Here is an 11,500-nt window from a genome sequence, read left to right as displayed (position 1 = left end):
TGCCGTTCGGCGTGAGCGGCAATTGCGGCAGCAGCACAAAGTTCGACGGCACCATGTAGACCGGCAGGCAGGCGTGCAAGTACGTAAACAGGCGCGCAAACAACGCCTCCTCGTCGCACCCCACCATCCGGCCTTCCACATATGCCACCAGCCGCTTCTCGCCATCGATGTCCTTGGCCAACACCACTGCATCGCGCAAGTCCGCATGACGGCTCAGAGCCGCCTCGATCTCGCCCAACTCGATACGGTAGCCGCGCAGCTTGACCTGATGATCAATACGCCCCAGGAATGCCAGGTTGCCATCCGCCTGCCATCGCACCAGATCACCCGTTCGATATAACAAAGCACTGCTGGAGGGATCGGCCGGGTCATGGAACGGATTTTGCACGAATTTCTCGGCCGTCAATGTCGGCTGATTCAAGTACCCTCTTGCCACGCCGGCACCACCAATATAAAGTTCACCCACAACTCCGATAGGCACAAGAGTCTTGCCCGCACTCAAGACATACGCCTTGGTATTGTCCAGCGGACGCCCTATCGAACCTGACAGATCCGTCATCGGGGCAAACGTCGAGTCGACAGTGCACTCGGTCGGCCCATAGGTATTCAGCAAGCAGGGGTGCCCCAGAGAATTGTATTTCATCCATTCGGCAATCATTGTACTGCTCACCTGCTCGCCGCCCATGCTGATATGACGCACGCTCGCAGCCACCGCCACGTGGCTTTCCTTGGCCAAGGTATGCCAATATGCGGTAGGTAGATCGAGTATGGTTACGTGATGCCTGGCGCAACACTCCCAGAAGTGCTGCGTCGATTGCAGCCAGTGCTCGGCTCGCAGTACCAGGCAGGCCCCACTGACCAAGGTACTGAAGATATCTTCCACAGACATGTCGAAATTGACGGTCGCAAATTGCAGGAAACAGTCATGCGACGTCAGTCCGTAGCGGCGCTGGACTGCCTGCGCCAAATTGACCAGATTCGCATGTGAAATCATCACCCCTTTGGGATTTCCTGTCGAACCAGAGGTGTAAATGACATACGCTAGGTGACGAGACGCCAATCCTATTTCTCGCGGTACGACATTTTGCACTTTCCGCGAACCGATTTCACGGTGAACGGCCGCGTCATCGATGCACAAGGCTTGCTCGTCATCGAGCGGTATCCGATGGCGCAGGTGACTCTGGATTAGAACGGTCTTCAACTGTGCATCCTGGATCATGTATGCAAGCCTGTCGGCCGGATAATCCGGATCAAGCGGGACATAGGCACCGCCTGCCTTCTGAATCGCCAGGATACCGATGATCATTTCCAACGAGCGTTCGATGCAGATGCCGACCAGGGTATCTGGCGTCACGTGCCTGGCATCTATCAGATAATGCGCAAGCTGGTTCGCTCTGTCATTGAGGTCGCGGTAACTCAATTGTTCATCTTCATACACCAGTGCGATGGATTCCGGCTGCGACAATACATGCTCTTCGAACAGTTCGTGCACGCATCGGTCCTTGGCGAAGGCGACCGTCTCTCCACTCGATATGGTCAGCAACTGCTGGCGTTCGAGCTCACTCAGCATATTGGCCTTGAAGACGCTCTGATCCGGTTCACTGACGAGTGACTTGAGCAGTTCCTCAAAGTTGACCACCATCCTGCTGATTGTCGATGGCAGAAATAGATCAACGTTATATTCCCAATACAGGAGCAGGCCCTGTGGTCCCTCTACGGCCGATAGCAACAAATCGAACTTGGCAACGGATCGATGCCCCTCTACCGCAGCCAGGCGCAAACCGGGCAAGTCCAGTTCTCCATGCTCGTTATTTTGCAAGATCAGCATCACCTGAAACAAAGCGCTATGGCTAAGACTACGCTGCGGTTGCAAACGATCAATGATCATTTCGACCGGCACTTGCTGGTAGGCATATGCATCGAGCAAGGTCGATTTACTTTGCGCCACTAACTCGGTAAAGGTGCAATCCTGCGACAGGTCGGTACGCAAAATAAGGTTATTCAGGAAAAACCCGATCAATCCGGCGATCTCGGCATGTTCTCGATTGGCGATGGGACTGCCAACGACAATATCTGTCCCATTGCTGCTACGTGCAAGGAAAACGGAAAAGGCCGCATGCAAACCCATGAATAGCGTTGCCGCGTTACGTTGACACAACGTTTTCAGCCTGGCCGTCACGTCGACATCCAGTGTGCTCTGGATGCTATCGCCCGCAAAGGTTTGCCGGGCAGGACGGGGGAAATCCAGCGGCAAGCTATGAACCGTAGGCAAATCAGCCAATTGTCTGACCCAATAATCCAATTGCTTCGTCGATATGTCGCTTTGCAGTTCGCTGCGCTGCCAATGCGCATAGTCTGAATACTGGATGGCCAGCGGCGGCAATGGATTCGGCTGTCCCTGGCTATACGCGCTATAAAGTGTGCTGAACTCCTTGATCAGAATGCCCATGGACCAGCCATCCGAGGCAATATGATGCATGTTAGCCATGAAAATATGGCTATCAGCAGCCAGTTTAAGCAGTTGAACCCGCAACATCAGGTCTTTGCTGAGATCGAATGCCGTGTCGGCGTCCTGCGCCACGCGCCGGACCACCTCCGCGTCGCGTTCGATTTGCGGAAGCGTCGACAAGTCAACGCAAGGAACCGTTATCACTGGTGCTTCCTGGATAACCTGCATGGCCTGGCCCTGCACACTGGTTGCAAAACATGTACGCAGGCTTTCATGGCGTGCAAACAAACTCGTCAGTGCCTGGTTGACTGCGGCGTAATCCAGGTCACCGCTCAAGGTCAGGGCGAATGGCATGTTGTAATGGACACTGCCATCCTCAATCTGGTCCAGTACCCATAATCTCTGCTGAGAATAGGAGGCAAGCAAGTTCTTCTCGCCCGTCACAGGCACTAGTGACGAATCCCCTGCAATACCTGTCATTTCAATCAGGTGCTGCGCCAGCGCGGCAACCGTCGGCGCCTCGAACATGGTGCGCAATGGCAAGGCCTTACCAAACGTGACGCGTACCCGGGAAACGACCTGCGTTGCCAATAAAGAATGTCCGCCGCGATGGAAAAAATTATCATGAATGCCAACCTGCGGCACCTGCAAGACGTCCGCCAGGATCTGCGCAAGAGCCGTCTCTATTGAATTACTCGGCGGACAAAATGCAACGCTACTGATACGCTCTGGCGCCGGCAGAGCGCGCTTGTCGATCTTGCCATTCGACGTCAGCGGCATGGCTGCCAAGGCGACCCAATCAGACGGCAGCATATAGTCTGGCAAGACCAATGCCAACGCCGCGCGCAGAGCATCGACGGAGACGGCGTCTTTGCTCGCGTCCGTGACAAAGTAAGCCGCCAGCCGTTTCTCTCCTGGCAAGCCATCCTCGCGCGCCAGGACTACGGCTTCGCTGACCATCGGCAGAGCGACAAGTGCCGACTCGATCTCGCCGGGTTCGATGCGAAAGCCGCGTATTTTGACTTGATCGTCATTTCGTCCAAGAAACTCAATTTGCCCGTCCGCCAGGTAACGGGCCAGGTCTCCCGAGCGATACATACGCGTTCCGGGCCGCGTACTGAAGGGATTCGCTACGAAGCGCTCGGCCGTTAGGCCAGGTCGCCCAAGATATCCGCGCGCCAACCCCGCTCCGGCGATATACAGTTCGCCGCGTATTCCCGGCGGTACTGGTTGCAATTGCTCATCGAGGATATACGTTTCCGTGTTGGCGATAGGACGGCCCAAGGGTACAGAAGTAGTCAGCCGCGTGTCGCGTGTCAGGGCATTGCAAGTGGTGATCGTGCTCACTTCGGTGGGTCCATAACAATTGCTCAGGCGGGTATTTGGCGCACCTTCGGTGAAAAGCCGTACATGTGTCATAGAAAGGGCTTCGCCACCTGTCAACACATGCCGCACCGACGCCAAGCTCGCAAGTTGATGCTCCACCATCTGGTGGAATAACGCAGTGGTCAAAAAAAGCATGTCCAGGCGCGCGTCGATGATCGCGTTCCCGAGCTCTTCATTCGATAGGCGTCCCGGAGGCATCAGCACCAGGCATCCGGCGTTGAGCAAGGCACTCCAGATTTCAAACGTAGCGGCATCAAACGTGACAGGCGCATACTGAAGCACCCTTTCGCCGACGCCCAGGCTGTAATAGGCGTTATTGCATAGCAAGCGCACAACATTCTGGTGCGATAACAGTGTCCCTTTCGGTTTTCCAGTCGAACCCGATGTGTAAAAAACACATGCCAGATGACCGGGCAAGGCAAGCGGTGCAGGGTTCGCCACCACCAAGGCCGAGCACACGCAATCGGTCTCCAAACAAAAGACAGGTATGCAGGCATCCGTATTTGCAGCAGAGATCGATGCCTGCAATGAATGCTGTGTCAGCAGCAACGCCGGCCTAGCATCATTTAACATATAGGCTAGGCGTTCCGTCGGCATGGCCGCATCAAGCGGCAAATAGGCGCCGCCTGCCTTCAATATTCCCAGCATGGCCGCCAGCATATCAAACGACCGTTCCACACACAGGCCTACCAGCGTTTCAGGAGCAAACGATACTTGGCGCAAGCGATGTGCCACGTCGTTGGCACGGCCGTTTAATTCGGCGTAGCTCATGGTCACGCCATTTATTTCAGCCGCGCTCGCCCCGGGATGGCGCTTGACTTGTTGCTCGAACAAGGCATGAAGGCTGCTACCATCGGGATAGCTGGTGGCGCTTGCGTTCCACACATGTAGCACCTTGTCCCGCTCATCCTCGGAAAGCAGTGACAAGCTGTCCAAGCGCTGTGCGGGAGCACGCACTGCGGCGTTGAGCAGGCGCGAAAAATACGTGGCCATGTGTGTCATTGTCGCCGCCGTAAACAGGGCGGTGTTATATTCAAATCGGCAATGCAGGCCCTGCGCGTGAGGGCGGATATACAGCGTGATGTCGCTGTTGTGCGGATGCGCCCCGGCATGCACGGCAGCAATATTGAACGATACGCCCCCTGCATCGGCATCGTCCGGGAGCGCCTCCGAAATCACCAAGGCAAGTTGAAACAAGGGGCTGTGGCTGCCACTGCGCTCTGGCTTCAAATGCTCAACAAGAAGCGCAAATGGAATATGTTGGTTAGCGTAGGCCGACTCCAGCACACCTTTGCTGTGCGCCAATAATGCGTGGAAGTCCAGCGTGCATGAAACCTTGCTGCGCAAGACGAGGTGATCTGTCGATGGGCCCACGACCGCATCGAACCCGTAATTTTTCCTATGTTCAATACCGATGACAACATCCGTTTCATTGCTATACCGCGCGAGCAAGGCGGCAAACACGGCATGTATGCCCATTGTTAAATCCGCCCCTACGCTATCACACGCGCGGAGTAACAAATCTCTACTCTCTTCCGCAAGCAATATATCGACGGAATCAACCGCCAGTCGGGCAACAGAGGGACGTGCAAAGTCCAACGGCACCCCATGTGCGAGTGGCAACGACGCGAGCTGGGTATGCCAGAATGCCAGTTGCTGATCCAATAAGTCGCCATGCAACGGCGGCGGCGACGTGACATGGCCGGCATGCAGCGTGTGGGCGCCGACGGTTGCCAGCGCCTCGCCGCTGGCGATAGCTTGATAGCACTGCCGCAACTCCTCCGCCAAAGTCAGGATCGCATGCTCATCCACGACCATGCGGTGCGCCTTCATCAGAAAAATATGCCGTTGTGGCGCTTCCTGTATCAAGACCGTTCGCAACTGACTTTCCACCGACGACAGGGGTAGTGGACGGCCGACGGCATCCGCGATGATTGCACGCAATTGTGTCGTACGCTCGCCAGCGGCAACCGTGCGCAGGTCTTTGTACACCATGTTGCAGGGAGCATCATGCTGAGCGATACCAAGCGCCTGTCCATCCGGACCCGTGACGAAACTGGTACGCAGGATGGTATGGCGATGTACCAGATCACGCAACGCATGCTTCAACACCTCAACATCCAGTTCACCGGTCAACTCCAGTGTAACGCTGACGGGTTGGGACAGTGTGGGACTCATCTCGTTCAGCAACCACAAGCGCTGTTGCAGCGGCGAAACGGGAACGTTCAAGCCAAGAGGAAGGGCAACAGGAGGCGCAGAGGAGAGGCGGCGGTGGTTTTGCTGCGCCAGTTGCTCTTCGCGCTCCAAATACTCCATCAATTGCTGTTTATTCTCCTTGATCAGGAGGATAGCGACATCGTCAAAACTACCGTTACGGGCGGTAGCCTTGATTTTCCCATCCTTGATCGATATATCGATGCCCCGCTCAACTAAAGCTGACAGTATTTTTTGCATGAACTTTTTCCATATCATCTAGAGGTATTTGGCACATTGCCGCCAGGTCATAGAATCCCGGCACTTGCCATCGTTGCGCTCGAATCACACGTTGCCAAGTTACGCTCAGCTGCAGCGCCACATGCCGAAGCGTCAGCAATCCATGGATTGTTACTGTTGCATAAGGCGAATATGCTGGCGTTGTAAGTGGGGAAGGATTGTGACATCGATGTGCGCTACCACTTCGGCTTGTGCAGCGTGAATAAAGAAATGGTCGCCCTCGAACCAGTGGACCTGACATTGCTGGCTCGTTTCAAATTGCCAATCAGTAAGCTCGTCCTCCGCAATGTCGGTATCGCTGCGCCCCGCCAAAACAGAGATAGGCAACGGCAAGCGCCCGCCCGGATGGTAATGATAGGTTTCCAGCAAATTGAAGTCGGAGCGGATACTGGGCAACAAGAAATCCATCAATTCGCGATTATTTAATACTTCCAGGGGCGTTCCGTTGTAATCACGCAACAAATCGATAAAGGCGTCATCCGAAAGATTTTTCGTTTGATCCGGGGCATGTCTGCGGGGGGCGCCGCAACCGGAAACCAAAAGATGCACAGGCAGCGTCATCTTTCGTACCTGGAGGTATCTTGCCAGTTCAAATGCGATGATGCCGCCAAGGCTGTGCCCAAAAAAAGCAAAGGGCACGTTACTTCTCCCTGCAATCACAGGAAGTAATTCCTCGACAATCTGCGCAATGGATGTCGACAAATCTTCATGCATGCGTACGCCACGCCCAGGAAGTTGGATGGCACACACCTCAATTGATGAATCCAGTTCATCTTGCCAAGGAAGATAGCTAATGGCATTACCACCCGCATAACAGAAACAAAACAAACGAAACCGGGGTTGTATTTTACTCTGACCGACAATCCATGGCGTAACAGACATTTTCACCCAACACTCTCCAAGTCTAATTATTCAATACGCTGAATTCTCAACATACATTGCAAAATTCAGCGTTACCGGCATTCTTTCCCTCGTCTAGCACTGGGAAACCAATCACCATTTTTCTTTCGAAAATTTCCTGGCAATCGAGCTGCATGAGATCATCAGCAAGGTGGAGAAAACCAAGATGCAGCGCGATAGAATTGGCATGTCCATCCGGCTCGCGTCTCGGACAAATTCTCTGGTAACGGGTTCGTTCCATGCACCCAGCCGCCTTAACGGCGTTCTGAAACATTGTGCAAGGGTCACCCCAAACTGGGTATCCGCAGGATCGACCCCATGCCACCAGAAAGGAGGAATGTAAATGGCATCGCCGGCGTCCAATACCGCTTCGTACTTGATCAGTACCTTGTCACGGGGGAAAAAACTGTCCCGGCATGCCATGTGATGCAAATTTGTCTTGATGGGCACTGAGAAATCCTGCCAGTTTTCATCATCGAGTCGGAATAGCGAAAACCGCTTACTACCAAGCAGCTGCGTCGTCACCGTCTCATCGATGGGATGATAATGCCATTCCGTGGAAGCATTTTTATAAACGAATAATCGCTTCCCGGGATATCCCCTGGGCCTGCGTATATATTTTTTCCCCATGAAAGGAAAGCCACCCAGATCCTGCCCCCACTTTTCAGGTACGGAGATCGGAGCCAAAGAAAAGGTCTTCCCCTCATCGGCGCGGCGAATTTCTTCAATACATGCATGCAATTTACGTGTACTAAGTCCATTTCGTAGCAAAGGTTCGCTGGGCATGGGATTGAAATTAAGCGACATCCGTACATTTTCATCTACACATAGGCCTTCAAGATAGCCGGGCATTTTCCAGTGTGCGATAGCTGGCCATGTTGCTGCCGCATTTTTGATTACCACTGGAATATGTTTGCAAACATATTCATTCCAAAAAACATCTTCAGTCAGGGATCCAGCATCCACCACCGTCAATGCCTGCACGCTACCAGGTACCAGCCCTATCACCTTCACCACGTCTGCATTCATATTTTCACATACGTTCAAGTTTAAAATCGCATCGCTGTCCACCCTCGCTATGCCGCGGAGACAAGATAATTCACCCGGACGAAAATAACCCGGGAGACAAATCAAAATTCCATGCTTTGCAACTGATCTTGCGGTATCGCCAGCATATCCTCAGCCAGTTTCTTCCTGCCCAGCAAGAAATCAATAATGTAACCAATAGAAGATATATCTGAATTTTCAAATATTTCCTTGACGCTAATCTTAACACCGAAGGTTGCCTCGATTGCAGAACTTAGTTTCATGACCGATAACGAATCGCCTCCTAGGCTGAAAAAGCTGCTATCCCGCCCTATCTCATCCGTATTCATCGACAATAGTTGCGACCAGATGGCAGCCAGTTCTTTCTCGCTGCCTGTTTTTGGCGCGATATAATCTTCCTGCATGGTCGTGCTATCGGGCAGCGGCAATGCGCGTTTGTCCAGCTTCCCGTTCGGCGTCAAAGGCAGCGTCGCCAATAATAAATACCGGTTAGGTATCATGTAGTCTGGCAACAATGTTTGTAAATATGAGCGGAATAAGTTATCAAAGTCGATTCCTTCATGCCCGGCATCCTGTACGTACTCCGCTCTTGCCACAAAATAAGCCACAAGATGCCTTTCCCCGGAACTATCCGGCTGCGCCATGACCGCCACTGCCTTAATCAGCGGGTGTCTAGCCAGGTGACTCTCTATTTCGCCCAATTCGATCCTGAAGCCACGAATCTTCACTTGATCGTCGATACGTCCAAGATACTCAAGGCCACCGTCTGGCAGATACCGCACCAAATCCCCCGTCTTGTACAGGCGCTGGCGGACGACTACGCCATCAGGCAAGGGCAGATTTGCATGGACAAACCGTTCCGCCGTCAAGTCAGGGCGGTGCAGATAGCCACGGGCCAGGCCTTGGCCGCCGAGATACAGCTCTCCCGGCACGCCCCGGGGCACCGGTTTTAGGCAGGCATCCAGCACATAGGCGTCGGTGTTGGTGATAGGACGGCCGATGGAAGGCTTGCCCTCCCCCTTGCCCAGCCGGCGCAGGGTAGACCATACCGTGGTTTCGGTCGGCCCATACATATTCCACACCTCTGAAGTTCGGTCCAGCAGTTCTTCCGCCAGTTTCTCCGACAATGCTTCCCCACCGCAAAGCACCTTGAGGTCGCGCTCCATGAGCGGCCAAGGGCGGCCAAGCAATGCCCGCCAGGCAGCAGGCGTTGCCTGCATAAACGTCACCTTTTCCTTGACGATGAGGTCCAGTAACAAAGCAGTGTCCTGAACCACCTCGCGATGAGGTAAAACAAGACGCGCGCCGACACTTAAAGGCAGGAAAATTTCTAATCCAGCAATATCAAAGGAAATGGATGTCACGCTCAGCAGAACGTCATCCCCCTCAATGCCAGGCTGGCCCTGCATCGCCAGGATAAAATTCCGGAACGCGGCATGAGACACTTCCACCCCCTTGGGCGTGCCTGTCGAGCCCGATGTGTACAGTACATAAGCCAGATGTGCCAGCGAATGACTTGCATAGCGCAGCGGGTTGCTGTCTGAATATAGCGATAGTGAAGCAATAAACTGATCGCCATTTACACTGAGAATCTGTAACCTGGGCTTTTCCTTTGCCATGATCGTGACTTGTGGTAACAGTGAGTCTTGCGTCAGCAACAGTCTCATCTGGCTGTGTCCGATCATGTATTCCAACCTAACGGCAGGAAAACCGGGGTCCAGAGGAACATACGCGCCGCCCGCCTTGAGGATGGCCAGCAAGGACACGATCATGTCCACGCCGCGCTCCAGACATACGCCCACGAGCGTGTCCGGTCCGACACCTCTTGCTATCAGGTAATTGGCAAGGAGGTTGGCACGGGTATTCAGCTGAGCATAGCTCAGCCTTTCATCGGCATGTACGAGAGCAATGCGGTGCGGCGTCAGCAAGACTTGCGCCTCGAACAAGCCATGCACATCCGGTTGGCCTGTGCGATCAAGCAGCACTCCTCGCGATGCATCAAGCGTGCTTTCCTGTTCCGCAGCCGGCACCACGGAGAGCCCCGCCAATGCTTGATCAGGGCTATTTTGCAAGGCCCCAACAATTTCCCTGAGCGCTTGCTCCACATATGCCAGCACGGCGCCGGCATCGACACTGTGGTCGACCTGTATCTCGAGCACAAAACGCTGAAGTTGATCGCTCACGGACAGGCTGAGCGGATAGTTGCTGCGCTCCTGCCCCCCGATGATCTCGATTGCATGGGTCCCACGAACATCAACGGGCGGTTGGATGTCAACACTCTCCGAACCAATCGCTTGCCGATAATTAATAATGGCACTGAACAACGGCGCGCCACCAGGCAAGGCCGTGCAGCGCTGCGCCAAGGTGAGCGAGGCCTGCTCATATGGCAACAGAGATTTCAAGGCGGCATCTGTCTGCGCCACCAACTGCGCAGCACTCATGCCTTCCAGCTGCAATCTGACGGGCAAGGTATTGATAAACATACCTAGCATATTCTGTGCACCGCGCGTACCCTGCAGGCGCCCGGAAAGTACCGTCCCAAATACAATGTCGGTTCTGCCGCTACACGCGCCAAGCACCAATGCCCAGGCGGCATGGAACAAGGCTGCCGCACTGACATGCCGCTGTCTGGCCACAGAACGGATTTTCCCGGTAAATATGTCGTCGAGTGACGTCTTCCGTTCAACGATACTTGAACCGTCACCATGCACGCCGGACAGGCCGAAAGGAGAAGTAATCTCGTCAACATCGCCAAGCGTCTTGCTGAAGAACGATGCGGCGTCGTTATATTGCGCCTGATGCAAGGCGTGAGCGACAAATTCGCGATAAGGGACGGGCTCGATCAAATGCCCGACCTGCTCTCCCATCAAGGCCTCCACCTCGGAGAACAGCATTTTCAGGGAAGTGAAATCATCGATCAAATGATGGATCTGGCACAGCGCATATTGCGTTTCCGACTGCGTATCCTGCGCCACGCTCACGTGCAGGAGCGGCGCCTGGGCCAGATCCATCGACTGCGGTTGCGCCAGGTAGGCGCCGAGCTGGGTTTCGATATCCCGCCCGGGCGCCAGCACTAAGGGCTTGACTTGCAAACAGGCCTGGCGATACACCACCTGCACCGGCACCGAAGCCTGCTGCGCCATCACCGCCGTGCGCAGCACATCGTGACGGTCGACCACCGCCTGCAAGGCGGCCAGGAAAGCATCCAGGCGCTGCGCATCCGCC

4 protein-coding genes are annotated in these 11,500 nt (G+C 54.5%); all 4 read right to left on the bottom strand.

Annotated features, from left to right (window positions below; all coding sequences use genetic code 11):
• Positions 1-6,289 (bottom strand): amino acid adenylation domain-containing protein (locus ACP7EG_RS27550; protein WP_426090228.1); only part of this gene is annotated, 6,289 nt, incomplete at its 3' end.
• Between the two features lie 150 nt (positions 6,290-6,439).
• Complete coding sequence (locus ACP7EG_RS27545; RefSeq protein WP_426090229.1) at positions 6,440-7,210, bottom strand: thioesterase II family protein; 771 nt, start codon at positions 7,208-7,210, stop codon at positions 6,440-6,442.
• 111 nt (positions 7,211-7,321) lie between these two features.
• Positions 7,322-8,257 (bottom strand): cupin-like domain-containing protein, encoded by a 936-nt coding sequence (locus tag ACP7EG_RS27540; RefSeq protein WP_426090227.1) that lies wholly within the window; start codon positions 8,255-8,257, stop codon positions 7,322-7,324.
• Between the two features lie 101 nt (positions 8,258-8,358).
• Positions 8,359-11,500 (bottom strand): non-ribosomal peptide synthetase (locus ACP7EG_RS27535; protein ID WP_426090226.1); only part of this gene is annotated, 3,142 nt, incomplete at its 5' end.

It is taken from the genome of Janthinobacterium sp. PSPC1-1 (genome assembly GCF_049897625.1).
Taxonomy (GTDB): Bacteria; Pseudomonadota; Gammaproteobacteria; order Burkholderiales; family Burkholderiaceae_D; genus Janthinobacterium; species Janthinobacterium tructae.
The sequence above is the reverse complement of the archived record's forward strand: the minus strand, read 5'-3'. Positions and strand labels throughout refer to the sequence as shown.

Bases quoted from the DNA above. Each gene is read 5' to 3' on its own strand.
- ACP7EG_RS27545 (WP_426090229.1), bottom strand. From the start codon at position 7,210: ATGTCTGTTACGCCATGGATTGTCGGTCAGAGTAAAATACAACCCCGG.
- ACP7EG_RS27540 (WP_426090227.1), bottom strand. From the start codon at position 8,257: ATGAATGCAGACGTGGTGAAGGTGATAGGGCTGGTACCTGGTAGCGTG.